This is a genomic window from Arthrobacter crystallopoietes BAB-32 (genome assembly GCF_000328305.2).
Lineage (GTDB): Bacteria > Actinomycetota > Actinomycetes > Actinomycetales > Micrococcaceae > Crystallibacter > Crystallibacter crystallopoietes_A.
In genome coordinates this window covers 1-24,970 of sequence record NZ_ANPE02000087.1, presented here as the reverse complement: position 1 = coordinate 24,970, position 24,970 = coordinate 1, and the positions used below count along the sequence as shown (strand labels likewise).

At 66.8% G+C, this 24,970-nt stretch carries 24 protein-coding genes and 1 pseudogene; 17 read left to right on the top strand and 8 right to left on the bottom strand.

Translation table 11 applies throughout. From position 1 onward, the window contains the following. The first annotated feature begins 369 nt into the window (after positions 1–369). From D477_RS06070 to D477_RS06050, 5 genes are all read left to right on the top strand, one after another. On the top strand, positions 370–1,218 hold the full coding sequence (locus D477_RS06070; RefSeq protein ID WP_005268043.1) for a nitrilase-related carbon-nitrogen hydrolase: 849 nt from the start codon (positions 370–372) through the stop codon (positions 1,216–1,218). After that, complete coding sequence (gene hydA / locus D477_RS06065; RefSeq protein WP_005268042.1) at positions 1,218–2,639, top strand: dihydropyrimidinase; 1,422 nt, start codon at positions 1,218–1,220, stop codon at positions 2,637–2,639. The genes D477_RS06070 and hydA overlap by 1 nt, the downstream gene beginning before the upstream one ends. An 8-nt stretch (positions 2,640–2,647) precedes the next feature. After that, positions 2,648–3,664, top strand: a complete 1,017-nt coding sequence (locus D477_RS06060) for a TIGR03842 family LLM class F420-dependent oxidoreductase (RefSeq protein ID WP_005268040.1) — start codon at positions 2,648–2,650, stop codon at positions 3,662–3,664. 138 nt (positions 3,665–3,802) lie between these two features. After that, positions 3,803–4,021 carry a hypothetical protein gene (locus D477_RS06055; protein WP_005268038.1) on the top strand — a complete coding sequence of 73 codons (219 nt, stop codon included), beginning with the start codon at positions 3,803–3,805 and terminating at the stop codon, positions 4,019–4,021. A gap of 95 nt (positions 4,022–4,116) precedes the next feature. Beyond that, positions 4,117–4,350 (top strand): zinc-ribbon domain-containing protein, encoded by a 234-nt coding sequence (locus D477_RS06050; RefSeq protein WP_005268036.1) that lies wholly within the window; start codon positions 4,117–4,119, stop codon positions 4,348–4,350. A 13-nt stretch (positions 4,351–4,363) separates the two neighbouring features. On the opposite strand, the gene D477_RS06045 is transcribed toward D477_RS06050, so the two are convergent. The 3 genes and pseudogenes from D477_RS06045 to D477_RS06035 form a co-directional block, all read right to left on the bottom strand. Beyond that, positions 4,364–4,984 carry a class I SAM-dependent methyltransferase gene (locus D477_RS06045; RefSeq protein ID WP_005268035.1) on the bottom strand — a complete coding sequence of 207 codons (621 nt, stop codon included), beginning with the start codon at positions 4,982–4,984 and terminating at the stop codon, positions 4,364–4,366. 44 nt (positions 4,985–5,028) lie between these two features. Beyond that, the gene (locus D477_RS06040; protein WP_005268029.1) at positions 5,029–5,589 is read right to left on the bottom strand and encodes a dihydrofolate reductase family protein; all 561 of its coding nucleotides are present in this window, start codon (positions 5,587–5,589) and stop codon (positions 5,029–5,031) included. Positions 5,590–5,680: 91 nt separating this feature from the next. Beyond that, positions 5,681–6,372, bottom strand: a pseudogene (locus D477_RS06035) (type 1 glutamine amidotransferase domain-containing protein); the annotation flags it as partial. Positions 6,373–6,567: 195 nt separating this feature from the next. Between D477_RS06035 and D477_RS06030 the strand changes: the two are divergent. From D477_RS06030 to D477_RS21075, 3 genes are all read left to right on the top strand, one after another. Then, positions 6,568–6,969, top strand: a complete 402-nt coding sequence (locus D477_RS06030) for a DUF1304 domain-containing protein (protein WP_005268024.1) — start codon at positions 6,568–6,570, stop codon at positions 6,967–6,969. Positions 6,970–7,106: 137 nt separating this feature from the next. After that, complete coding sequence (locus D477_RS06025; protein WP_005268022.1) at positions 7,107–8,282, top strand: hypothetical protein; 1,176 nt, start codon at positions 7,107–7,109, stop codon at positions 8,280–8,282. Between the two features lie 440 nt (positions 8,283–8,722). Then, positions 8,723–9,604, top strand: coding sequence for a DUF4190 domain-containing protein (locus D477_RS21075; RefSeq protein ID WP_005268020.1), 882 nt, complete (start codon positions 8,723–8,725; stop codon positions 9,602–9,604). 92 nt (positions 9,605–9,696) lie between these two features. Here the strand turns inward: D477_RS21075 and D477_RS21070 are convergent, their stop codons facing one another. Then, positions 9,697–10,140: a UPF0158 family protein gene (locus D477_RS21070; RefSeq protein ID WP_005268018.1), complete on the bottom strand. Its 444-nt coding sequence runs from the start codon at positions 10,138–10,140 to the stop codon at positions 9,697–9,699. A gap of 66 nt (positions 10,141–10,206) precedes the next feature. Between D477_RS21070 and D477_RS06010 the strand changes: the two genes are divergently transcribed. After that, a complete protein-coding gene (locus D477_RS06010) occupies positions 10,207–11,451 on the top strand; it encodes a plasmid pRiA4b ORF-3 family protein (protein WP_005268017.1) in 1,245 nt (414 codons plus the stop codon). A gap of 50 nt (positions 11,452–11,501) precedes the next feature. Here D477_RS06010 and D477_RS06005 read toward each other — a convergent pair whose 3' ends face one another. Next, a complete protein-coding gene (locus D477_RS06005; RefSeq protein ID WP_005268015.1) occupies positions 11,502–11,771 on the bottom strand; it encodes a DUF3072 domain-containing protein in 270 nt (89 codons plus the stop codon). A gap of 139 nt (positions 11,772–11,910) precedes the next feature. Beyond that, positions 11,911–12,678: a FadR/GntR family transcriptional regulator gene (locus D477_RS06000; RefSeq protein WP_005268014.1), complete on the bottom strand. Its 768-nt coding sequence runs from the start codon at positions 12,676–12,678 to the stop codon at positions 11,911–11,913. A gap of 135 nt (positions 12,679–12,813) precedes the next feature. Between D477_RS06000 and D477_RS05995 the strand changes: the two genes are divergently transcribed. From D477_RS05995 to D477_RS05975, 5 genes are all read left to right on the top strand, one after another. Beyond that, complete coding sequence (locus D477_RS05995; protein WP_043845895.1) at positions 12,814–14,331, top strand: ABC transporter substrate-binding protein; 1,518 nt, start codon at positions 12,814–12,816, stop codon at positions 14,329–14,331. A 7-nt stretch (positions 14,332–14,338) separates the two neighbouring features. After that, on the top strand, positions 14,339–15,286 hold the full coding sequence (locus tag D477_RS05990) for an ABC transporter permease (RefSeq protein WP_005268010.1): 948 nt from the start codon (positions 14,339–14,341) through the stop codon (positions 15,284–15,286). Continuing rightward, positions 15,283–16,137: an ABC transporter permease gene (locus D477_RS05985; RefSeq protein WP_005268009.1), complete on the top strand. Its 855-nt coding sequence runs from the start codon at positions 15,283–15,285 to the stop codon at positions 16,135–16,137. The genes D477_RS05990 and D477_RS05985 overlap by 4 nt, the downstream gene beginning before the upstream one ends. A 2-nt stretch (positions 16,138–16,139) precedes the next feature. Then, complete coding sequence (locus D477_RS05980) at positions 16,140–18,029, top strand: dipeptide ABC transporter ATP-binding protein (protein ID WP_005268007.1); 1,890 nt, start codon at positions 16,140–16,142, stop codon at positions 18,027–18,029. Positions 18,030–18,172: 143 nt separating this feature from the next. After that, the gene (locus D477_RS05975; protein WP_005268006.1) at positions 18,173–19,588 is read left to right on the top strand and encodes an amidase; all 1,416 of its coding nucleotides are present in this window, start codon (positions 18,173–18,175) and stop codon (positions 19,586–19,588) included. A gap of 142 nt (positions 19,589–19,730) precedes the next feature. Here the strand turns inward: D477_RS05975 and D477_RS05970 are convergent, their stop codons facing one another. Next, a complete protein-coding gene (locus tag D477_RS05970) occupies positions 19,731–21,026 on the bottom strand; it encodes an HNH endonuclease signature motif containing protein (protein WP_005268004.1) in 1,296 nt (431 codons plus the stop codon). 791 nt (positions 21,027–21,817) lie between these two features. Between D477_RS05970 and D477_RS05965 the strand changes: the two genes are divergently transcribed. From D477_RS05965 to D477_RS05955, 3 genes are all read left to right on the top strand, one after another. Then, a complete protein-coding gene (locus D477_RS05965; protein ID WP_005268003.1) occupies positions 21,818–22,288 on the top strand; it encodes a pyridoxamine 5'-phosphate oxidase family protein in 471 nt (156 codons plus the stop codon). Between the two features lie 51 nt (positions 22,289–22,339). Continuing rightward, complete coding sequence (locus D477_RS05960) at positions 22,340–22,585, top strand: SHOCT domain-containing protein (protein ID WP_237740715.1); 246 nt, start codon at positions 22,340–22,342, stop codon at positions 22,583–22,585. A gap of 154 nt (positions 22,586–22,739) precedes the next feature. Beyond that, positions 22,740–24,035: a multicopper oxidase family protein gene (locus tag D477_RS05955; protein ID WP_337587551.1), complete on the top strand. Its 1,296-nt coding sequence runs from the start codon at positions 22,740–22,742 to the stop codon at positions 24,033–24,035. Between the two features lie 194 nt (positions 24,036–24,229). On the opposite strand, the gene D477_RS05950 is transcribed toward D477_RS05955, so the two are convergent. Beyond that, on the bottom strand, positions 24,230–24,970 hold a 741-nt coding region (locus D477_RS05950), incomplete at its 5' end, for a WS/DGAT domain-containing protein (protein ID WP_043845885.1).

Here is a 24,970-nt window from a genome sequence, read left to right as displayed (position 1 = left end):
CCGGCCGGGGGCGGGCCGCCGCACCCGGCGAGCAGCAGGGAGGCGGCGGACATGAGGGGCAACGCCCGGAAGAGGACGGCAGGAGTGCGCATGGAACCTCGGATCGTCAGCCGGCGCAAGGATGCCTGAACTACGCCGGGCGCTCAGCAAGGAACCGGCAGCGGCCGGTGACCTGCGGCCGAAATCCAGGCCGCGGAAGGCCGGTCATACGCAACCGGCGGGTCTGCGACCGAGTATAGGCGCGCCAACAGCAATCGCGGGAGATCCGAGCCGCAGAACCATGGTTTTCCAAGCATCGTGGGGCTAGTGTTTCAGGCACATATCGAAGGCCGCGTCGTGGGGATGCGGTCCGGATATCGGAGGCAGTCGATGGCAATCGTAAGGGCAGCACTCACGCAGACCACCTGGACCGGGGACGAGGAGTCCATGGTCCGCAAGCACGAAGACTTTGTCCGCAAGGCCGCGGCCGAGGGCGCCCAGGTGATCTGCTTCCAGGAGCTCTTCCACGGGCCGTACTTCGGCATCGTCCAGGACAGCAGGTACTACGGATTCGCGCAGCTGGTGCCGGGCCCGCTGACCGAACGCTTCTCGAAGCTGGCCGCCGAACACCACATGGTCATCATCCTCCCGGTCTATGAGGAGGAGCAGCCGGGCATCTACTACAACACCGCCGCCGTGATCGACGCGGACGGAAGCTACCTGGGCAAGTACCGCAAGAACCACCTGCCGCATGTGGAGAAGTTCTGGGAGAAGTTCTACTTCCGGCCCGGGAACCTCGGCTGGCCGGTTTTCGACACTGCGGTGGGCAAGGTCGGCCTGAACATCTGCTATGACCGCCACTTCCCCGAAAGCTGGCGGGTGCTCGGCCTCAACGGCGCGCAGCTGGTCTTCAACCCGAACGCATCCAAACCGGGCCTGTCCAACCGCCTGTGGGAGCTGGAGCAGCCCACCGCGGCGGCGGCCAACGGCTACTTCGTGGTGGTGCCCAACCGGGTCGGCGCGGAGTCCAACGAGTTCGGGGACGAGGCGGTGAACTTCTACGGCACGTCCTACGTCGCGGACCCGCAGGGGAACTACGTGGGCGAGCTGGGCAGCGGCACCGAGGAGGAACTGCTGATCCGCGACCTCGACATGGACCTGGTGCGCACCGCGCGCAACAGCTGGCAGTTCTACCGCGACCGCCGCCCGGACGCCTACGGCCCGATTGTGGCACCGTAATGTCCACCATCCTGATTACCGGCGGCACCGTGGTCGGCTCCGCCGGCCGCACCGAGGCCGACGTGCTGATCGACGGCGAAAAGATCGCCGCCGTGCTGGCTCCGGGGTCCACCCTGCTGGGCACCGACCTGAAATCCTCGGTGGACACGGTGCTCGATGCCGGCGGCAAGTACGTCATCCCCGGCGGGATCGACGCCCACACGCACATGCAGATGCCCTTCGGCGGCACCGAGGCCAGCGACACCTTCGAAACCGGAACCCGGGCGGCCGCCTGGGGAGGTACGACGACGATCGTGGACTTCGCGATCCAAAAGTACGGTGAGCGGGTGATGGACGCACTGCAGTCCTGGCACGACAAGGCGGACGGCCAATGTGCCATCGACTACGGCTTCCACCAGATCATCGGCGACGTGAACGACGATTCCCTCAAGGCCATGGAAGGCCTCATGGGCGAGGGGATCTCCAGCTACAAGATGTTCATGGCCTATCCGGGCGTGTTCTACAGCGACGACGCCCAGATCTACAAGGCAATGCGCGTCGGCGCGGACACCGGTTTGATGACCATGATGCACGCCGAGAACGGCCCGGCCATCGACGCGATGGTGGCCGAGCTGCTGGCCCAGGGCAAGACCGATCCCTACTACCACGGCGTCGCGCGGGCCTGGCAGATGGAGGAGGAAGCCACCCACCGGGCCATCATGCTGGCCAACCTCACCGGCGCCCCGCTGTACGTGGTCCATGTCTCCGCCAAGCAGGCCGTCGCCCAGCTGGCTGCGGCGCGGCACGCAGGCCAGAACGTCTTCGGCGAAACCTGTCCGCAGTACCTGTATCTGTCCCTCGAAGAGCAGCTCGAGGCGCCGGGCTTCGAGGGCGCCAAATGGGTCTGCTCCACGCCCCTGCGCGCCAGGGCGGAGCAGCACCAGGACCAGCTGTGGCAGGCGCTGCGGACCAACGATCTCCAGATGGTGTCCACCGACCACTGCCCGTTCTGCATGAAGGGCCAGAAGGACATGGGCGTCGGGGACTTCTCCAAGATCCCCAACGGCATCGGCGGGGTGGAACACCGGATGGACCTGATGTACCAGGGCGTGGTGGCCGGCAAAATCACGCTCGAGCGCTGGGTTGAGATCACCAGTACGACGCCGGCACGAATGTTCGGGATGTACGGCAGGAAAGGTGTGATTACCCCGGGCGCCGATGCCGACGTCGTTATTTACAATCCTTCCGGGCACACGTCCATTGGGCTGGGGAAAACGCACCACATGAACATGGACTATTCCGCGTGGGAAGGTTTCGAGATCGACGGCCACGTGGACACGGTCCTGTCGCGCGGCCGCATCATCGTCGACGGCAACCAGTACCTGGGCAGCAAGACGCACGGCCGGTACCTCAGGCGTGATCCCAGTCAGTACCTGATCTAGGAGCGAGTGTGGAATTCGGAGTGGTACTTCAATGCGATCCGCCGGCCGCCCGCACCGTGGCGCTGGCAAAGAAGGCCGAAGAGCACGGGTTCGACAACGTCTGGACGTTCGATTCGCACCTGCTCTGGCAGGAGCCGTACGTGATCCACAGCCAGATCCTCGCCCAGACGCGCACCATCAAGGTGGGTCCAATGGTCACCAACCCGGCCACTCGGGACTGGACCGTGACGGCGTCGACCTTCGCCACGCTGAACGAGATGTACGGCAACCGGACGGTCTGCGGCATCGGCCGCGGGGACTCGGCAGTGCGGGTGATCAACGGCGCGCCGACCACCCTGAAGACCCTGCGCGAGTCCATCCACGTGATCCGCGAACTGGCCAACTCCCGCCCGGTCGACTACAAGGGCGCCACCCTTCAGTTCCCCTGGAGCAAAGGATCGCAGCTGGAGGTGTGGGTGGCCGCGTACGGTCCCATGGCGCTGAAGCTGGCCGGCGAAGTGGGGGACGGGTTCATCCTGCAATTGGCCGACGTCGACATTGCGGAATGGATGATCCAGACGGTGCGGACGGCGGCAGCCAACGCCGGCAGGGATCCGATGGCCATCAAGTTCTGCGTCGCCGCGCCCATGTACATCGGCTCGGATCTGGAGCACATGCGGGACCAGTGCCGTTGGTTCGGCGGCATGGTCGGCAACCACGTTGCGGACATCGTGGCCAAGTACGGCACCGGCTCCGCGGTACCGCAGGCCCTGACCGACTACATCGCCGGCCGCGAGGACTATGACTACAACGAGCACGGACGGGCCGGCAACACCCACACGTTGTTTGTGCCGGACGAGATCGTCGACCGCTTCTGCGTGCTCGGCACCGCGGCGCAGCACATCGAGAAGCTGGAAAAGCTCAAGGCACTGGGCGCGACCCAGTTTGCCGGTTACCTGCAGCATGACAACAAGGAAGAGACGCTGCGGGTTTACGGCGAAACCGTCATGCCGGCGCTGCGTGAGCATGTCACTGCCAAGGCCTGAGCGCAGCCGCCGTGCGTGCCGTTTGTTCGATGCCGAGCGGTTCGCCGGAGGTGCGAAGTTGGGCAAAGGGGTTGTCATCTGCCGCGGTTCTGGCCAGAGTGGTAAGCGTGCTGATAATCCGAGGCGAAGGAGCACGTTATGCAGATCGATAAGAACCAGATCCTCGACCTTCTGCGTTCCACCGGCGATACCGGCAAGGCGGACCAGGCGGAGAAGGAACTGCCCGACCAGGTGGACACGGAGCGCGACTCCGGCCTGCTGTCGAACCTGGGCATCGACGTCAACGCGCTGCTCAGCAAGCTGCCTGGCGGGTTGGGCGACAAGCTCGGCGGCATCGGGGACAAGTTCGGCCTCTGACTTATCGGTCCTTTTAGACTCCGGCCCGGCACGAACCAAGCTGTTTGGGGGGTGCCGGGCCGGACCCTTTCCCCGTCAGTTCTAAAGGAGCGCCGGTGTTCATCCTCTTCGGCTTCACCCGACGGCCGCGCCAGCTGGCCACAAAATTCGGGACCTGCCCGTTCTGCGGCGTGCACGGGCCGCAGCAGCTGATCGAAGAAGCCGGCAAGTTCACGCTCTTCTTCATCCCGGTCTTCACCACCCGGCGCCGCTACTACACCGTCTGCCAGAACTGCGGCGGCCGGAACGACTTGTCGAAAGCGCAGAAGGACGCGCTGCTGCGCGCCTAATGCCAGCCGGCGGCTAATCCGGCGTCGTGGCTGTGCCCATGAGAAGCGGGTTGGCGGGGACCCAATCCGGGCCGATGGTGAATTGGTCCTCGATACTGGCAGTGAAGCCGGCGGCTTTGAGGGCGGCAACGGTGTCCCGGTTGATCTGGCAGCCCTGGGCTGCGAAGGACCAGAGCGGCCGGAGGAGGTCCTGCATCTTCGCGTGCCGGCCGGTGCCGCGGACGTGCTCGAGGAAGAGCAGCCGCCCGCCGGGCTTGAGCACCCTGCGCGCCTCGGCGAGGGCGGCGGCCTGGTCCGGAACGGTGCAGAGCACGAGGGTGAAGACGACGGCGTCGACGGTTCCGTCTTCGGCGGGCAGCGCTTCCGCGGAGCCGTCCGCAATTTTGACGGGTGCGACGGCGGTGCCCACCTTTGCTTCCAGCCGGCGGCGCATGTGCGGGTCGGGTTCCACCGCCGTCACCATGCACGACGGCGGGAAGTGCGGCAGGTTCGCGCCGGTGCCGGCTCCGACGTCGATCACCTCGCCGCTGAGCCCGGCGAGCAGTGCAGCCCTGCGGCGGCCCAGCTCGGTCCGCTCGGCGAATCGGGTCGCCGCGTCGTAGCGCGAGGCGAACAGTGCGCTCCTGAAACCCATCTGCGAAGTCTCCTTCCGCCGTCGTTGGTTGAGACCTGCTGCCGCTAATTGAGGTTCTCGCCCCGCAGGCCGTACTGCATGATCACGTTGCCCTTGCTGGTGATCTGCGCGTCCTGTAGGACGAGGCGCGTGGTCGGGTCGCCGGGCTCGAACAGGTGCTTCCCCTTGCCCGCGACCACGGGATGCTGCATCAGCGTCAGCTCGTCGAGCAGGTTGGCGAAGAGCAGCTGGCGGACCACCGAGATGCTGCCGCAGACGGCAATGTCGCCGCCCTCGCCCTGCTTGAGCTCGCGGATGAAGTCCTCAAGTCCGCCCTCGATGAGCTGCGAGTTCTGCCACTCGAGGTCGCCGCTGAGGGTGTTCGAGGCGACGAACTTCTGCACGGGATTGATGAAGCTGGCGAAGTCGTCGTCGTCCTCGGCGTTGGGCCAGTAGCCGGCCCACTGCTCGTAGGTGGTGCGGCCGAGGATGACGGTATCGGTCCGGCTGATGAACATGCCCAGTCCGAGGCCGAGCTCTCCGTCGAAACTGTCGAACTGCCACTGATCGGGCGATTCGACCACGCCGTCGACCGAGTGGAACAGGCCGGAAGTGACTTTCCGCATTGCTGGCTCCTTCTGTTGGGTCGGGCTACTGGATGTCCTCGTCCAGGTCGAGGTCCGCCTCGTCGTCCTGCGCGGCCTCCGGCGCCGGACCGAGCGCGGCGAGGACCTCGCGTGCGACGGCCTCGCTGGACGCCGGGTTTTGCCCGCTGATCAGGTTGCCGTCCCGGACCACGTTGGGCTGCCACGCCGGCCCGGCCTGCACGATCGCGCCGTTCTCCCGCAGTGTGGACTCCACCAGCCAGGCGTATTGTCGCCGGTGCCGCCGCCGAGCTCCTCCTCGTCCGTGAAGACGGTCAGGTGCCTGCCCGCAAAAGCGAACTCCCCGCCGTCGTCCACGGCACTCAGCAGGGCGGCCGGGCCATGGCAGAACGGTGCGATGATGAGTTCCTCCCGGTCCGCCTCCACCAGCAGCCGGCCCAGCGCGGCGTCCGAGGCCAGATCCGCCATCGGCCCGTGCCCGCCGGGCAGCACGATCGCGTTGTAATGCCCTGCAGTCACCTCGGAGAGCACCAGCGGCGAGGACAGCTCAGGCTCGATCTCCCTCAGGTATGCCGCCAACTCATCGGCCTTCGCCTGCCCGCCGGCGTTCTCCGGGTCGAGGCTGATGGCATCCACCGTCGGCCGTTTCCCGTTCGGCGTCGCGATGTTGACGGTATGGCCGGCCTCGCTGAGCAGCCGGTGCGCGGTGACCAGCTCCTCCGCCCAGAAGCCCGTGGGGTGCTGCGTCCCGTCCTTCATCGTCAGCGAGTCCGCGGCCGAAACGACCATCAGGATCCGTGCCATGCGCTGCTCCTTCTGCCGGAATGACACCCCACACCTTGCCACAGCCAGCGCCGGCGGGGAAGAGAAGCGAAGGGCCGTTTCCCGGCACCGATCCCCATATTCCGGGATCGACCGGCGGGGTCCGGCTGCCTAGGGTTGAGGTATGGATCGGCCGGTCCGGCGCGCCAACGGGAGCCGCACTGCGGAGGCTTCACCATGACCGTGGTCGTGTGGATCTTCGCGTTGCTCGCGGCTGCACTGCATATTGTTGTTTTCGTGTGGGAAGCGCTGCTCATCGAGCGGCCGGGTGTGCATGCCGGCATGTTCTCCGTCGCCGCCGAGGATGTGCCGGCGATCCGCCTGTGGGCCTTCGGCGTCGGGTTCTATAACCTCTTCCTGGCCTGCGGGACCATCGCCGGTGTAGTCCTGTGGATCGTGGGCCAGGTCGAGGTCGGCCGGGCACTGGTCGTCTACACCTGCCTGTTCATGCTGCTGTCCGGCGTTGTGCTGCTGGTTGCCGACCGGATGGCGATGGGCAGGCCGCGTGGAAAGGGGATCGGCGGCGCGCTGGCCCAGGGCACACCGCCGCTGATCGCCCTGGTCGCCATGGCCCTGTAGGCCGGCAGCGTTCCAAACCGCTCGGCGTCCACTGACTGCCTGTCTCACTCTTTACAGCCGAAGCGAAGCATGCTTCCATTGGTTTCACGTTCCACCGAGTGGGACTTTCATGGGTGCTGCTGGGGAGGGGGACAGCCGTGGGATTGCGCATCGCCAAGTCGGCGGCTGTCACCGCGCGCGTCTGCATCGCCGCCGGTCTCGGGGCCCTTGGCTGGACCCTTTTAACAACGACGACGGCGAATGCCGCCGACGCGGAACCGCCCGGCTCGCTGCCGACAGACGCAGTGGTGCAAGTCCTCGAGGACAGCACCGCCGAACTGACACAGCCACTCGCCGAGCCGCTGGCCAGCGCCGGAGCCGCCGCGGGCGCTGGAGCCGCCAAAACGGCGGAAACTGTAGACCGGACCGCCCCAGTTGACGTCGCCCCGGTCCGCGGGCTCGGCTCTATCGTCGAAGCTCCGGTGGCAAAAACCGTCGACGCCGTGGCGCCGGTGGTCGAAGCCGTTGCCACGGACGCTGCCGTTGTAGTGAACGGGCTGGATACCGTCGTGCAGGAAGTCGATGCCACCGGCCAGGAACTCGGGTTGCCCGCCGTCCTGCCGGAGAAGCCCGTTGAAACCGCCACCGGAATCGTCGCCGGACAAGTGGGCAACGCCGTCGAGACCGTGACCGCGCCGGTCGATGCCGTGACGGAACCGGTCGGCATCAAGGTGCCGGTTGGCGAAGTGCTCGAGCCCGTGACCGCGCCGCGCGTGGAAGCTCCCGAGACCGCCAAGCCGGCCTCGCCCGCACCCTCAGTACCAGTCGGCGGACCTTCCGAGCCAGCCTCTGAACAGCCGCAGGTTCCTTCGGCACACGTCAGCGAACCTGCTCCCGGAACCGCAGCTCCTGGTACGGACTCGCCTGGCGTGCCCACGCAGCCGGCCTCTGCCGCTGAAACCAGGCTGGACGGAAACGACGCGTCGTCGCAAGGGGTCCTGTCATCGGGCGAACCGTCCCCTGGACTCTTGAGCCTGCTCGAACTTCCCGGCGTGGCAGCGCCTGCACTCACCACCGCCGAGGGTGGCGCTGAGCTGGCCCGGACAGCTCCAGTCCCTGCGCCTGCCGACAGCCCTCTGGGCAGCCCCGCCATCCCTGCAGCCAGCGGCGGCTCGGCAGGCGGCAGCGGCGGCGGTTCCGGCGGAAATGCCTCGGCCGACGCCTTCCTCGCGGACGGACCGAACCTCGTACTTGCCAGCAAGCTGACCCGGACTGCGGACAGCAGCGTCCTGCCTGCTGCCCCGGCTTTCGATCCTGGCTGCACACCTGACTAATCCTCGGCTGCCCTCTGGCCGGATCCAACCCGGCACAACACCTTCCTGCATCCGCTCCAGCAGCGCGCGGATAAGTTCTCTCCTCGCGAGCTATCCACCGACCTGCTGTCGAGCTGCCCCCGCGCACCGCTGCGCACTTCAATACTTGCCGGAGACCGTCCCGGACGGTCCGGCCTGAGCACCTTGGAAGGGTGAATCTCATGAAGGCTTGGGATTGGTAAACAGCTGACGAGCCGGTGCCCCGCGCGCAGAAGCGGGGCACTCCGCCGTCGTACTTCTGCCAATTGAGCACCGGGCCGGAACAGCTGTTGCAGTTCATGCACAAATTCACTCGGTTGGCTAAAAGTTTCACCAACTTTCAGTACGATTGTTAACAATCCGTCCGCAGCTGTCTTGGCCTGCGGTTCGGTGACAAAGAGGTCACTACAACGGAGGAAATTATGGGACCCGAAAGCAACTCACCGCGGTCGGCAGCCCAGGGCCAGCCGGCTTACAACCAGCCGGAACAGGGCCGGCAGGCCAATTACCAGCAGCCTCCGGGCTACCCTATGCCCGGCCAGCCGCCCCCGCAGCAAAAGAAGGGCTTGGCCATCGTGGCGCTGGTCGTTTCGATCGTGGCACTCGTGCTGTGCCTCATTCCCGTGATCAACAATGTGGCGATTGTGCTGGGCCTGGTGGGGCTCGGCCTGGCCATTGCTGCGCTGGTCATCGCGTCCAAGCGCAAGCAGAAGAAGGGCATGCCGATCGCTGCGCTGATCATGTCCGTACTGGCGATCATCGGCGCCATCGTTTCGCAGCTGATTTACGTTTCGGTGCTCAACAGCGTCAGCGATGCCATCGAGGAGGGCTCGGATGGCGTGGTTCCACTGACGGAGGAGCAACAGTCCGAAGCGGCAGAGATTCCGGCGCTGGGGCTGGGCGAATCCGCTCCTGTCGGAGATGAGTACACCGTAACGGTGAATGCCGTGAACCTGGATGCCACGGAGGACATCCTCGCCGTGAGCGAGGTCAACGAGGCACCCCAAGGCCAGTATGTACTCGTTGATCTATCGGTCGAATACACGGGAGCAGAAGAAGGCGACCCGTGGATCGACTTGGGAGTGAACTTGGTGGGAAGCGATGCCCGGCAGTACGACCCGAGCACCTGCTCCGCCATTTTGGAGAAACCGGCCTTGGAAGTCCCGACACTGGAAAACGGCGGACAAGGCGACTACCAAGTCTGCATGGACGTGCCGGCCGAAGCAGTCCAGGACGCCCAGCTCTTCGTGGAGCCGACGCTGTCCTTCAACGACTCCGACCGGGTCTACTGGTCGGTGAATTAGCGTATGTTGCCTGACCTGCGCCGGCGTGCCCAAGGCCCTGGCCCAACCTAAGGTACGACGTCGGCACCTGGCTAAAGTGCCGTCGTCGTACTTTACGGTTCATCCAGTTCGCGCTGCGCTTCTTCGCTGCTGATGAAGCCTTCGGCTTCGAGCCACCGGATGGCGAAGTGGCGCGTGCGCCGCTCATGGAAGGCGTGCCAGCTGTCCTGGATCTGAGGGAACTCATACAGGGCGTCCTTGAAGCGGCGGAACGGGCGGCTGCGTTCGATGGCGTGCAGCAGGGCCGTGCGGGCGTGTTCGTCCTGCACCGTCTCGATGAAGTCCGCCATGTCCTGGTAGCCGCGGCGGGAATCGCGCGTTTCCACCGGAACGGCGCCGCGCTCTTCGAGCTCTTCCTCGGAGAGGGACTCGTCCACGGCGCCGCCGACCATCTCGACCTGGCCGGTAGTCGGGTCGAACCACCAGCTGAAGTCGAAGTCGTGGTTTTCCATGGCGGTGATCAGCATGGCCATGTCGATCTCCTGCAGCTTCAGCATCTTCCCTCCGGATCGGTTAGCGGGCCGTTTTGGGACCAGCGTAGCCCCGCCTGCAAGAATGTCGGCATGCCCGCATCTGAGAAGGCCTTTGACCTGCGCGTCGTGATTCAAGCGTCCGAGCCGGAAATCTGGCGGGCCCTACGGATCCCCACGGCGGCGCCATTGAGCGTCCTCCACGAGGCGATCCAGCGGGCCTTCGGCTGGGAGAACCGGCACCTGTACCTGATCCATCCGGACGGGGCCGGCGGGGTGCGCCGTCCGATCGCCGGCTATGAGGAGTCGGCGGACGAGCTGGGCCTGGAGTCTGTGGAGGGGAAGACGATCGGGGACTTGCTGTCCGCCGAGGGCAGCACCCTTGACTACGAGTACGACCTCGGCGACAGTTGGATCCACACCGTCACGGTGACCGGGCACGCCGTCATGCCCGCGGGCCGGATCAGCTGCCTGGGCGGGGAGAACCGCGGTCCGCTGGAGGACGCCGGCGGGATGTGGGGCTACCAGGAAAAGTGCCGGATCCTGGCCGATCCGGAGCACCCGCAGCATCGGGAAATCTACCAGTGGTACACCCACGTGACCGGGGAGTTCGGGCGGACGTTCGATCCGTCGGCCTTCGACCTGAATGCCGTCAACGAGGCACTCGAGCGCCTCCGCGTGCTGCTGGCGGATGAGCCGCCAACGCCACAGGAGCGTGCTGTGGTGCTGCGGCCCGTTCGCTGGCTGCTGGACCGCGCCCGCGAGGACGGCTTGGAACTGACCAAAGCCGGATTCCTGAAGCCTGCGCTGGTCCGGGAAATCGCGGACACCCTCAACTGGTATGAGCCGTGGATGGGGCAGGGCAACCGGGAAGCCGGCATGCCGGACGTCGCCAACCTGCGCGAGCAGTTGCAGGCATGGAAGCTGCTGCGCAAACACAAGGACCGGCTGCTGCCTACTCCGGCAGCGCGGAAAATGTACGACGACGATGCGGCCTTATGGGACTTCGTTGCCGGCCGCCTCGTGCACCAGCCCGACATTGGACTGCAGGTCGCTCTGCGCAGCATGGTCGGATGGATGCTGCAGGGCCGGGTCCCGCCGCGCAGCATCCTCGGCGACGCGGTGGCCGGTGAGCTGGTCCGAGCCGGGCTACGGCCGGCAGGCGGCGGACCGTTGACCGCAGAGGACGGCCGCAGCATCTATTACCACCTGCTGTACCAGCTGCGTGCGCTCGCGATTTTCCACGACCAGACAGGCCTTGGCTCCAGCAAGGTGCCGACCGCCGCGGGAATGAAGCTGCTGCTGGACCTTCGCCGCAGGTTTGGCGGTATCTCCTGAAATTGATCAGGCGAGGTGGCGGGAACGGATGCGGTGATGGGACAGCAGCCCTAGCTTCCGGCGTCCGCCTGGCCATCGGCGGACTCGCCGCCGGAGAGCCGGCCGCTGTGCTTCTGCAGCCGGTCGATGTGCTCAGAGGCCTGGGCTTTGGTCAGGTCGGCCGGCAGCTCTTCGCCGGCTTCACGGGCCAAGGTGTCGAGGTAGCTGCGCTGGGCGTCGGTCATGGGCTCGTCGCCGGTCACCCAGTCCTCGGGATCGCGCCGGATCCCGCCCGCTGACTCGGGCGTGGGGCTGCCGAGGGTCTCGGGTTCTTCTGCCATGGTCGGTGCTCCTTCGATTCCGCGCTCCGGGGGCGCGGCCTGCGCCCAGTCGCTGCCCCCGGGTTGCTAAGCGTGCTTACCGCTCCCAATGTAGCGTCCGGGTTGGAACGTATGCCATCAAGTCGCCGTTTCCGCAGACTCAATGCTCCGATCGGTCGCCGGTGAGGGCTTGCAGGCCGAGGGTGCCTTCGTCGTCGAGGTAGTCGGCGAAGTAGGCGGCGATGGCGGTGCGGGCGGTGTTGCCGGCAGCTGCGGTGTCGCGGGTTTCGATGGCGTGCAGGATGGCGCGGTCGCGTTCGACGGCTTCCTGCATGGCGCCGGTGGTGTTGGGGGAGCGCTCCATGCGGTCGTCCATCAGGTTGAGGATGGAGCCGGCGACGGCTTCGCCGCAGATGCGCAGCAGGGCGTTGTGGCTGGCTTCCCAAATGGCGGAGTGGAAGTCCAGATCCGCGCGGTTGAAGCTGTCGGAGCCGTGCGCCACCTCGGCTTCCATGCGTACGACGGCGTCACGCATCTTTTCGAGTTGTTCTTCCGTGCGCAGGGCCGCGGCGAGCTGGCAGGCCGAACTTTCCAGCACAATGCGGAACTGCACGAGTTCGGAGAGTGAGAGCGAGGCGATCCTGGCGAGGTTGTTGAGGGAGCGGCTGAGCGCGTCGCCGGAGAGCGGCAGGACCTGCGGGCCGCCGCGGCCGCCGGGTTTGGAGGCGATGAGGCCTTGGCTTTGCAGCACGCGCAGGGCTTCGCGGACGGTGGGGCGGCTGACGGAGAACTGCACCATGAGGTCGCGTTCGCTGGGCAGGTGCTGGCCGGGCTGGATTTCGCCGGACAGGATGGCATGCTCGATCTGCTCGACCACGCGCTGGTACGTCAGCGTGGGTACGGCCGGCGAGAAGGTGACGTCGCCCATGAACCTGCCTTCCGTCGTCGTTATTTTTTTACACAACTGGTCAGACCATGTAACTGGCTAGCAAGATTATCCTGCCATAGTGTTGGATGGATCACACCGATGGAGATGAAGTTCAGGTTCGATGAAGGGGCCCTCATGCGTCGTTCGAGTAAGAAGTTCAGCCTGGCCGCGGCGGTGCTGGCCGGCGCCCTGTCCCTGACCGCATGCAATGCCGGTGCCGGGTCCACCGCCTCCGGGGAGGCGGCGAAGGATTCCGTCACGGTGGCGCTGACCGGGGAACCGGTGAACCTGGACTTTACGACGACGGCTGGCGCGGCGATTCCGCAGGCTCTGATGTCCAACGTGTACGAGGGCCTGGTGGAGATTGACCAGGAAGGCAACATCCAGCCGCTGCTGGCTGAGTCGTGGGAGCTCAGCGAGGACCGGAAGACGTACACCTTCAAGCTGCGCGAGGGGGCGACGTTCTCCAACGGCGAGCCGTTCACCGCCGAGGACGTGAAGTTCAGCATTGAGCGCGTGCAGTCGGATGAGTGGGTCTCCAGCCTGAAGTCCAAGATGGACGTGGTGGACTCGGTCAACGTGCTCAGCGACACCGAGGTCGAGGTGGTGCTGAAGCAGCCGTCCAACGCATGGCTGTTCGACATGGGCACGCTGGTGGGCGCAATGTTCGATCCGAGCGGCGTGGAGGACCTGGCGAACACGGCGATCGGCACCGGCCCGTACACGATCGAGGCGTGGAACCGCGGGCAGTCGATCGAGCTGGCCGCGCGCGACGACTACTGGGGCGAGGCTCCCGGCGTCGAAACCGCCACGCTGCGCTACTTCGCCGACGCCGTGGCCACCACGAACGCGCTGCAGTCCGGCGACGTCGACGTCGTCTACAACATGCAGGCGCCGGAGCTGCTGTCCTCCTTCGAGGGGGACGACAAGTACCAGGTGCTCGAGGGCACTTCCAACGGCGAGATCGTGCTGTCCATGAACAACCAGGAAGCCCCGTTCGACGACGTGCGGGTGCGCCAGGCGGTGATGCACGCGATCGACCGGCAGGCCGTCGTCGACACCGCGTGGAACGGTTACGGCACGGTGGTGGGCGGTCCGGTGCCGCCGACCGACCCGTACTACGAGGACTTGAACGACGTGTACCCGTACGATCCGGCCAAGGCGCGCGAGCTGCTGAAGGAGGCCGGCGCGGAGAACCTCGACATCACTTTCACCGTGCCGACCCGGCCGTACGCGACGGCGGTGTCCGAGATCGTGGTCTCGCAGCTGGCCGAGGTGGGCATCAACGCGAAGATCGAATCCGCCGAGTTCCCCGCGGTGTGGCTGGACCAGGTCTTCACCAAGCACGACTACCAGATGTCCGTGGTGCTGGCGGTGGAGAGCCGGGACGTGCTGGCCATGTTCAACAACCCGGACTACTACCTGGGCTACGACAACTCGAAGATCAAGGACGCCGCGGCGGAGGCTGATGCGGCGGACGAGGCCGGCTACGCGGAAGGGATGAAGGATGTGGTCCGGACCATCGTGGACGACGCCGCGGCCAACACGCTGTTCATATTCCCGAACATCGTGGTGGCGGACGCCAACGTGACCGGCATTCCGGCGAATTCCGTAACGGAGGCGCTGGACCTGACCAACATCGGCTGGAAGTAGCCGCCTCATGGCGATCCGGCTGCTGGTCAACCTGGCCCGGTTCGCGGTCACCTACGTGGCCGCGACCGTGCTGGTGTTCCTGTTCATGCGCGCCATCCCGGGCGATCCGGCGCAGATCGCCCTCGGCGTGAACGCAACGCCGGAACTGCTGGCGCAGACCCGTGCGGAATTCGGGACGGACCGGCCGCTGATCGTGCAGTACTTCGACTGGGCGCTGGGCCTGCCGATGGGCGATTTCGGCACGTCCTACGTGACCCGGCAGGACATCAGCCCGCTGGTGCTGGACCGGGTGCAGGTCAGCCTGATCCTGGTGGTGCTGGCGATGATCGTGGCGCTGCTGATCGCCGTTCCGTTCGGCACGCTTGCCGCGGTCAAGCACCGCAGCCCGGGCGGCATCCTGGTCAGCGGGGCCAGCCAGCTCGGTGTGGCGGTGCCGAACTTCCTGGCCGGCATCCTGCTGGTGGTGGTCTTCGCGGTTGGGCTGGGCTGGTTCCCGGCGAACGGCTGGACCGCGCCGGCCGAGGACTTCGGCGACTTCCTCTCCCGCGTGGCGCTGCCGGTGCTGGCGCTCGCCTCGGTGCAGGGCGCCATCCTGACCCGCTACGTCCGCTCCGCCGTGATGGAAGTGATGAGCGAGGACTACCTGCGCACCGCCCGCGCCAAGGGCCTCGGCAAGATGGAGGCGCTGCTCAAGCACGGCCTGCGCAATGCGTCCATCCCGGTGCTGACCGTCACCAGCGTGCAGCTGGCCGCGCTGATCATCGGCGCCGTGGTGATCGAGCGGGTCTTCGTGATCCCGGGGCTCGGCTCGATGCTGCTGGACGCCGTGGGCAACCGCGACCTGCTGACCGTCCAGTCCGTGGTGATGGTGCTGGTGGCCATCACGCTGATCATCAACCTGGTCGTGGACGTGCTCTACACCGTCCTTGACCCGCGCATCCGGAAGGCGTCATGACTACCCAGCCCGCCGCCGTCGTCCGTTCCACCCGCCGCAGGCCGCCGGCGACCCTGCTGGTGGGCGCCGCGCTGGTGCTGCTGGTGGTGCTCGCCGCGCTCGTGTCCTTCATCTGGACGCCGTACAACCCGGAGCAGGCGTTCCCGGCGGACCGGCTGCAGGGTTCCAGCGCCGCGCATCTGATGGGCACGGACCGCTACGGGCGCGACGTGTTCTCCGGCATCCTGTACGGCGCCCGCATCACCCTGCTGGTCGGGCTGGTCGCCGTGGGCATCGCGTTGCTGGTCGGCACGCCGCTCGGCATCCTCGCCGGCATGCGCGGCGGGGCTGTGGAGGAAGTGTCGATGCGCGCCGCGGACATCCTGCTCGCCTTCCCCGCGCTGCTCGTCGCCATCATGTTCGGCGCGGTCTTCGGGGCCAGTACGACGACGGCGATGCTCGCCATTGGGATCGGGTCCATTCCGGGCTTCGCCCGAGTCGCGCGCAGCGGCACGCTGCAGGTCATGAGCACCGAGTACGTCCTCGCGGCGAAGGCCTCCAGCCAGAGCGCGTTCCGGATCGCGCGGCGGCATGTGCTGCCCAACATTGCCGGCATGGTCGTGGTGCAGTGCTCGGTCTCGTTCGCGATCGCCGTGCTGGCCGAGGCCGCGCTGTCCTTCCTGGGCCTCGGCACCCCGCCGCCGGTGCCGTCCTGGGGCCGGATGCTGCAGGAATCGCAGCAGTTCCTCGGCACCTACCCGATGCTCGCCGTCTGGCCGGGCCTCGCGATTGCCGTGGCGGTGCTGGGCTTCAACCTGCTCGGCGACGGCCTGCGCGACAAGTTCGACCCGAAACTGAACGGAGGCCGCTGAGCATGGCACGTCTGAGCGACACCGCCCCCGTGCACGGCGGCCCCGATGAGCCGCTGCTGCGCGTCGAGTCCCTCACCGTCTCCACGCAGGACCGGCCGCTCGTTTCGGACTTCAACCTCACGATGAGCCGCGGCGAGCGGATCGGGCTGATCGGCGAGTCCGGCTCCGGCAAGTCGATGACGACGACGGCGCTCATGGGGCTGCTGCCGGAGGGTGTGACCGCAACCGGATCCATCAAGCTGGCAGGACACGATCTGGACCTGGTCGGCGCGCCGGACCAGCAGCTGCGGCGGATCCGCGGCAACGACATGACCATGGTCTTCCAAGAACCGTTGACGGCGCTCAACCCGCTGATGAAGGTCGGCCCGCAGGTCGCCGAGATCATGCTCAAGCACAGGACCGCTTCCTCCCGTGCGGCCGCGTCGGCTAAAGCCGTGGAGCTGCTGGCCGGGGTGAAGCTGCCGGACCCGGCCGAGGCTGCGAAAGCTTACCCGCACCAGCTCTCCGGCGGGCAGCGGCAGCGCGTCATGCTGGCCATGGCGCTGGCGAACGACCCGGCGCTGCTGCTCTGCGACGAACCGACCACCGCGCTGGACGTCACCGTGCAGCGGCAGGTGCTGGACCTGATCCTCGAGTCCGTGCAGCAGCGCGGCACCGGCCTGCTCTTCATCACCCACGACCTGTCCGTCGTCGCGAACATCTGCGACCGCGTGCTCGTGATGAACAACGGCCAGGTTGTGGAGGAAGGGACCACCGTGGACGTCTTCTCCCGCCCGCAGCACCCCTACACCCGGGGCCTGCTCGCCGCCTCCGACCTCGACGCGACCGACGCCGACGGCCGGCTCTTCACCGTCGCCTCCGCCGGCGGCTACACCCCGCCTGCCCCGGACCACCTCGTCGACGAAGTGCCCGCCGCCGCAGTGCACACGCCCGGTACCGGGGCCAAGACGACCGAGACTGAGGCTCCCGCACCCACCACTCCGGCAACAGGCCCCGCGGAGCCGGCGGGCGCCGTCGTCGTTGGTCCCGAAACCACCGCACCTGCAACCACCACCCTGGACGCGGGCGCCCCGGTGATCAGCGTGAAGGACCTGGTCCGCACCTACCAGCGCCAGCGAACATCGCTGTTCGGGAAGCGGACCGAGGTGCCCGCGCTGCGCGGGATCTCCTTCGACGTCGCCGCCGGCCAGCGGTTCGGCGTGGTGGGGGAGTCCGGCTCGGGGAAGTCCACGCTGCTGCGGATCCTCGCCGGGCTGGACCAGCCGACGTCGGGCAGCGTGCGCGTGGCCGGCAACGAGGTGGCGGGGGCGAAGGAGCACGAGCTGGCCGAACTGCGCCGGCAGCTGCAGATCGTCTTCCAGGACCCGATGGGCTCGCTGAATCCGCGGATGCGCGTGCAGGACATCATCGCCGAGCCGCTGCTGGCGCCGGGGCAGAAAGTGGACAGCGCACGGCAACGCAAGCTGGTCGCGGAGATGCTCGCCGCCGTTGGACTCCCCGCCGATTCGGCCGACCGCTTCCCGCACCAGTTCTCCGGCGGCCAGCGCCAGCGCATTTCGATTGCCCGTGCGCTCATTTGCCAGCCGCGCGTGCTGGTGGCGGACGAGCCGGTCAGCGCCTTGGACGTCTCGGTCCGCGCGCAGGTGCTGAACCTGCTCTCCGACCTGGTGGACGAGTACCAGCTGACCCTGGTCTTCGTGTCGCACGACCTCGGCGTGGTCCGCTACATCTGCGACAACGTGGTGGTGATGAACCGCGGGCAGATCGTGGAAAGCGGCAGCACCGAGCAGATCTACGAGGCGCCGCGGCACGACTACACGCGCACGCTGGTCAACTCGTCCATGTCGCTGCGCGCCGAACTCGCCGCCCGGGAGGCCGCCTTGTCCGGCTAACGGCCAGGAGGGCACGGCCCGCCCGGGCTGGCTGCCTTGCCCGACCAGCCCCGGCAACGAGGCCGGCCGGCCCGCCCTTGATCCCCGCGTCGGGGTACTGCACCCTTGTTCCACCGCTCCAGCTCCACCGGAAGGCCTGCACCATGTCCCTTCAGTCCACCGCACTGCACAACCTCAGCGCCCGGGAACTCGGCGAGGCCTATGCCGCCAAGGAACTCTCGCCCGTGGATGTGGCCGACGCCGTGATCGAACGGATCGAGGCGCGCGAGCCGGTGCTGAACGCGCTGTACCAGTTCGAGCCGGAGGCCGTGCGGAAGGACGCCAAGGCCAGCGAACGGCGGTGGATGGACGGCACCGCCCGCGGCCCGCTGGACGGAGTGCCAATGACTGTGAAGGAGAACATCGCGCGGGCCGGGGTGCCGATGCCGTCCGGCACCGCGCTCTCCCATCCGAAAATCCCGCAGGTCAACGCGCCTGCCACGGACCGGATCCTCGAGGCCGGCGGCGTCATCGTGGGTTCCACGGTCATGCCCGACTGGGGGATGCTCTCCTCCGGCGTCTCCAGCCTGCACGGCATCACCCGCAGCGCCTGGAATCCCGCCTGGACCACCGGCGGCTCGAGTTCCGGCGCGGGCTCGGCCGCTGCCGCCGGCTACGGCCCGCTCCACGTCGGCACCGACATCGGCGGTTCCATCCGGCTGCCCGGGACGTGGCAGGGCCTGGCCACCCTCAAGCCCAGCGCCGGCCTGATTCCGCTGGACGTGCCGTACATCGGCCGCGCCGCCGGTCCCATGTGCCGGACCGTGGCCGACGCCGCGCTCTTCATGACCGTCCTCGCCCAGCCCGACATCCGCGACTACACCGCCCGGCCATATCCCGCCATGGACTGGAACGTCGACGGCGGCCGCGGGCTCGATGTCGCCTCGCTCAGGGTCGCCCTGCAGACCGACGCCGGCGCCGGGGCCGATCCCGATCCCGAGGTCCTTGCCGCCGTGGAAGCCGCCGCCGCTGTGTTTGCCGACGCCGGAGCCACCGTGGAACGCATCGGCCCCTTGATCAACCAGGACATGCTGGACGGGCTGGACAACTTCTGGCGCACCCGCTCCTGGGCCGACTACCAGGCGCTGACCCCGGCCGAGCAGGAGAAGGTGCTGCCCTACATCGCCCGCTGGTGCTCCCGCGGCGCGGACTTCGATGGTGCCCAGACCATCCGCAATTTCCACTCCATTGATCGGATGCAGCAGGCGACTATCGCGGCCACGGCAAATTACGACGTCGTCCTCTCACCTGTGGCGCCAATGGCCGCCTTCCCCGCGGAGCAGCCAATGCCCGTCGATGACCCGGACCGCACCATGGCCCACATCGCATTCACCGTCCCGTACAACATGTCCGGCCAGCCCGCAGCCACCGTGAACTGCGGCTTCACCGCTGACGGGCGGCCCATCGGCCTGCAGCTCGCCGGCCGCGTCGGCGCCGACGACCACATCCTCCGCGCCACCGCCTGGTATGAAGCTGCCCGTCCGGCCTCGGCCGCGCCGGATTGGGCCAGCCTGGACTAGTACCTGCTGTTCCCCGAGCATCGCCGTTCCGGACAAGCTGCTGCCATTCCCTGGGCTGTCGCAACGCGCACTGGCCTCTGCCAGACCGTATCCTGGGACCTGGGACCTGGGACCTGGGACCTGAGACCTGGGGAATGCGGGATCAGAACGGCGGCGGTGTCGGCTCCGCGAATGGGTCGGGTGGCGGCTCTGGCGGTGGTTGGACGCCGTGGCGGATCCACGTGCCGTCCGGGTAGCTCGTGTAGGTGTGGCCGCTCTTGCCCTGATGGCGGAGGACACCGTTTTCTTCCTGCGTGGTGTGCCAGCCGCCCTCGTGTTTTGAAATGTGGTCCGGTTTGCAGTACGGCGCAAGGTTAATGAGTTCGGTTTTGCCGCCGTCGGCCCAAGCGACGGTGTGGTCGATCTCGCAGTGCCTGGAATTGATGATGCAGCCTGGCCCGCGGCAGGTTTCATCGCGGAGCCGGATCATCCGTTTGAGCCATTCGGGCGGATGCCGCATTTCTTTCGCGATGGCCACAGCCTCACCGCGTTCATCGATGAGCACCGGTAGCCAGGACTTTGCCAGGGCCGCGAGATTACGGGCGGTCTCCGGCGGGATCGGCCCGTATCCGGCGAGATACCCTGGTTCGATGCTGATTCCGGCTGCGGTAGCCAAGGGGATGGTCACGGCAACGGAGGCGGTGATGTTGCCGCCGACAGTGATCGGGCCGGGTCCACGGCCGCACGATCCGCAGACCTCGTCTCCGCCGGTGCCGTCAGCGAGGGTGGTGCGACCTGACTGGTAGGCGTGTTCCGGGGTGTCGAGGAGCAGATCGGCGAGAACGTCGGCGCGAAGCTGGGCCAAGGTGCGGGTTTCGTCGGCGGTCTTCAGGTTCTTCGCGTGAGCCTGGAGCACGTTATAGATCAGCAGGGCGGTGTCGGCGCTGGTGCGAACGTAGAGTTCGGCCATGCCGTCGTCTTGCGGGAAGAACGAGACGCCCCGTCCCTCCATCTGGCGCTCGTGCCGGACCGTGATGCTTTCGGGATGCAGCTTTTCGCGGGCCCGTCGGATCCTGGCCTGCAGTGATTCCCTCAGGATGTTCTCGGCGCCGGGGAGCACCTTCTCTTCGTACGCGGCCAGGACGTCGTCGGGCAGGCCATATGCGCCCTGCGCAATCGCCGTGGCCCGTGGCAGGTCGATAATGCCCGCTTCCATCGCGGCCATGGTCTTGGGCAGCCAGTTCCAGAGCAGGACGGCGTCTGACAGCTCCTTGTCCAGACTGCCCTTCGATTGACGGATGTGCGCGGCGATTTCGCCGGCGGTGAAGCGGGAGTACCCGTTTGGGCCGGTGAGGCCGGTTCCGTCGTCCTTACGATGATGGGCGAAACGTGCCAGGCCTTTGACTTTCAGCGACTGGCCCCAGGCAGTGAGCCTTCCTGCCGCGGCCAGATAGTCCAAGGTGTCAGCGTCCGATAGGGAACAGACATCGACAGCGGAGAGAAGGGCTGCCAGTGCCGCTGGCCGGACTTCCTCCCATACATCCCGCCAGTCCGCAGGATCCGCGTCCTCCTCGATGGCCGCAACGTCCTGAGAAGATGGCGACGTCCCGGGGGTGCCCCTGGTAGAGGGAGGTTCTCCGATGCCACCAGCGGAGGAGGGCTGGCCGGAACGGGAAGGCGTTTGACCAGCGGGAGGCTGGATGACGACAAGCTCACGGGACGGGGATGCCACTGCCTCCGTATCGGCATTGGGCTCAGCTGAAGAGGGCAGATTCCGTTGTTCAAGTTCTTTGGTCCCAGCGGGGCCCGACTTGCCGGCGTTTGGGTCCTCGACGGGGTTGGCAGGAGCTACGGCCACCTGCTCCGGACCAGCGATTGGCTTGTTCCATAGCCCGGACAGGATCAGGTCCGGGTGGAACGATGGGAGGCCCCGGGGGATGCGGTCATTGGTTTCCGGATACAACAGCCGGAGACGGTGCTCGAATAGAGCCTTGTGGATTTGGTATTCAAGCAAGGAGAAAGCGCCGGCGGGCTGGGACGGTAAGTCCTGCCACGCCGTCGGGATTTCCTGCTTGAAGTCCTCCATATCTCAACCGTAGGCCCTGCCACTGACAAAATGGGACGGCCAATGGCCAGCGCAGATTTGGGATCCGGCACTCGCGTCGGCGGCACCGGACTGGGCCAGCCTGGACTAGCATTCGGGCTGTTGTCCCCTGTTTGTCCGGCCGGTCCGCAACTAGGATTGGCCGCATGCCGAACCAAGGAGCGACGCCCCAAACGGAAATCCTGGACGAGCTTGAATGCTGGCGGCTGCTGCGCGGCGTGTCGCTGGGACGGCTGGCGGTCTGGGTGGAGGACCATCCCGACATCTTCCCGGTCAACTACACAGTGGACCGGGACACACTGGTCTTCAGGACCGGGTCCGGGACCAAGCTCGCAGCAGTTGCAGGAGATACTCCGCTGGCCCTGGAAGCCGATGGGGTGAATGCGGCCAGCGGCATCGCGTGGAGCGTGGTGTTGAAAGGACAGGCGGCGGAAGTCGAACCTACCGGGGAGTTCCTGGACTCCGTGGCCAGGGTCCTCTTTCCTTGGCAGCCCGGCCGCAAGGACCACTTTGTGCGGATCGTGCCGACGACGATCACAGGCCGCCGCTTCGCAGTGGAGCACCCCAAAGCTTGGTGGATCTCCCTGGATGAGGCCACGCGGGCGGGACTGGAATGAGTTTAGAGAAGGGAAACGTCCACCATGATGTGGTGGGATGGTGGCTGGGGAATGGCGGCTTGGATGTGGATCAGCGGCCTGCTGACCCTGGCAGGTGTGGTCATCCTGATAGTCCTGCTGGTGCGCATCTTGAGCGGAGGCATCGCTTCGGGCGGCAGACTGCAGGGGCCGCCGCCGATGGCCGGGAGCAGTGCGGAGCAGATTCTTGCAGAGCGGCTGGCCCGCGGGGATCTGACGGCTGAGCAATACCGTGAGCTGCTGAAGGTCTTGCGGGGCGAACCCGGTGGAACCGGTTAGCCGGCGCCGGATTCTCCTATGGGGAGCCGGTGGACTTGCGGCCACGGCCCTCGGGACAGCCGGGCTGCTGCGTGGGACGGCTTTCTTTGAAGGTGCTGCAGGTGAGGCTTTGGCTCCTCCGCGCGAGCTGAAGAGCAGTGCGGGGAGCCTGGACGTGGAGTTGACGGCTGCACGGGGACGCGTTCGCATCAACGGCCGGTACGCTTCGATGCTCTGCTACAACGGGATGCTGCCGGGACCGACCCTGCGGCTGAGGGCAGGCGACAGGTTGAACCTGTCCCTACGCAATGACCTGGACGAGGCTACCAACCTGCACGTACACGGGCTGCATGTCTCGCCGGAGGGCCGGGGAGACAATCCCTTTGTCCGGATAACGCCCGGCAGCTCCTTCGACTACGGGTACGAGCTGCCGGCCAGCCATCCGCCGGGAGTGTACTGGTACCACCCGCACCTGCACGGCACCGTGGCAGACCAAGTATCCGGCGGTCTTTACGGTGCCATCATCGTGGAAGACCCGGAACCGATTGCCGCCAGCCGGGAGCGCGTGCTGGTGGTCTCCGACGTCTCGCTGGATTCCGCTGGAAGCCTCCGGCGCCCCACCGCTATGGAACGGATGATGGGGCGCATGGGCGAGGTCGTGCTGCTCAACGGGCAGGTGCGGCCGCGGCTGGAGATCCGCACGGGGGAGCGCGAACGGTGGCGGGTGGTCAACACATGCGTGTCGCGGTTCCTGCGCCTGAGGCTCGACGGGCAACGGCTGCAGCTGCTTGGCGTGGATTCGGGACGGCGGCCGGTTCCTGCGAGCGTCGAAGAAGTGCTGCTGCCACCGGGCGGCCGAGCGGACCTGCTCGTGGTAACTACGGCGGGCACGTCCCGCCTGCGCGCATTGCCCTACGACCGGATGGGCGCAGGCGGCCCGGGGAATATGGGCGGCATGATGGGAGGGTCCGACGGCGGCGGGCATACCCTGGCCACAGTGGAGGCGGCGGGAGCGGGGGCGCCTTCGCCTGCTCCGGTGCCTGCCCGGCAGGCACAACGCGATCTCCGCTCGGCGACCCCTGCGGTCCACCGCGAGCTGGTCTTCTCGGCGGGCTTCGGCGGAATGATGGGCAGGGGGCCCGGCGGCACCGGCTTCGCCATCAACGGCAGCGAATTCAACCCGGACCGAACGGATGTCAGGGCAGAGGCGGGCACGGTCGAGGAATGGACGCTGGTGAACTCAAGCCCGATGGACCATCCTATCCACCTCCACGTCTGGCCGATGCAGGTGGTGGACAGCCCAAGGCAGGTGCTGGATGACCCTGATTGGCGCGACGTGGTGAACGTACCGGCAAACGAGCGGGTGAGAGTCAGGGTTGCCTTCGATGACTTTGTGGGGAGGTCCGTCTTCCACTGCCACATCCTCGACCACGAGGACAGCGGGATGATGGCGGTCATCGAGGTCCGGTAGCTAAGGTCTCTGGCCAGGCCGCAGCCGAGGCCTGGACCAGTGCTGAGCAGAACTGTGTACGTGTTCGACGATCCCGGTAGCTGGGGACGGTGCGAAACTTTCACAACATCTGCTGCGCGAGTCTGAACACCTCATTGAGATTGTCTCGATTACGCATCACAGGGATTCATACTGCGTCCAAGACCCGCGCTCCATTAGCCTGCCGGGGCCGGCCCTTCTGGCGTCGCCAACTGCCTCGTCATCGTTTCCAGCTCGTCCTCCAGCACGTCCCGCAGCTCCCGCAGGTCGGGACAGGTTTCCGGATCGGCGATGAGTGAAACCACCAAGGTGCCCGCATAGGAAAGGACGGCGAAGGCAACCGTGACATTTCCGGTGATGGCGCCCAAGGGAATCATTCCGGTGACCGGCCAGCCGAAAAGCGCCAGGGGACGTTCCGGACCGCGGACGTTGGTGACGAAGGTGTGTACCAAGCGTTGGTGGTCGATGAACCTCCGGTACACCCTTACGCGCACGAGCAAGCGGAACAAGGGGCCGAGCAGTGCCGTTGACGCGCCCGGGGGTTTTTGCTTGGCTGCCGCGGTTGCTGCGGCCAGCGACCTGAGGCGGGCGGCGTCGTCACCGACGGCCGCAACGGCGACCGGAATTACTCCGCTCCGGTTTCCCAGCTCGCCGGCGTCAGCATGCCGCCGGGCTGAAAAGGGCACGGAGATCACGAACCGTTCATGGGTTTCGCCACGTGCCTGCAGCAACCGGTAAAGGGATGCTGCAACCGCGGTCAGGATTACATCATTGACCGTCGCTCCGTGTGCCCGCGCTGCGGCCTTGAGGTCATGCAGACCGGCCTGCGCCACCGCCACGTCGCGGCGTGGTCCTGTCGGGCGGTTAAGCGAGGATGCCGGCAGCCGCGTTCTACCCGACGGGCGCAGCTCGGAGCC